Source organism: Microbulbifer sp. 2205BS26-8 (assembly GCF_030731025.1).
Classification (GTDB): Bacteria; Pseudomonadota; Gammaproteobacteria; order Pseudomonadales; family Cellvibrionaceae; genus Microbulbifer; species Microbulbifer spongiae.
In genome coordinates, this window is sequence record NZ_JAVAMR010000192.1 from 1 (window position 1) to 448 (window position 448).

Annotated in this window: 1 protein-coding gene; it reads right to left on the reverse strand. The window is 57.4% G+C overall.

Annotated features, from left to right (window positions below; translation table 11 throughout):
* A partial coding sequence (locus Q5Y71_RS17220; protein WP_306043296.1) for a hypothetical protein occupies positions 1 to 423 on the reverse strand: 423 nt, incomplete at its 3' end.
* Positions 424 to 448: the final 25 nt, after the last annotated feature.

Sequence of the window (448 nt, forward strand, 5' to 3'; positions counted from 1 at the left end):
TTCCACAGAGCCCAGGTGATCCCGGTGCAGGTACTGATACTCAGCGGTGGTACTTGCGGGGTCTGTGACCGCTACATGCTGCACCGAACCACTCAGGGTGGTGCGCTGAACCCGGCTAATCAATCCATCGTGAATGGGCCAAATTACTTCAAAGTTACCGATAATATAAGCCTTTTCGGTTTTGAGTTGGTCGCCTTCCATCCAGCTGGATTCACGATAGAAACGCTGGCCATTGGGGCCGTATTTAAAGCGGTCCCTGGCGGTCGGGGTGTTGTCGTTCTGGCTGCTGCCCAGCACAATTTCCGTGGGCAGCTGCCGCGCGTTCCAGCGGATCCATTTGTCGTCGCCTGTAGCGGCATCGTAGCGTTCTATGGCGCCGTTGGCATCGTAGTGCAGACTGTGGGCCACGCCGTCGATGGTCACACGACTTACCGCATTGGGACCGGCG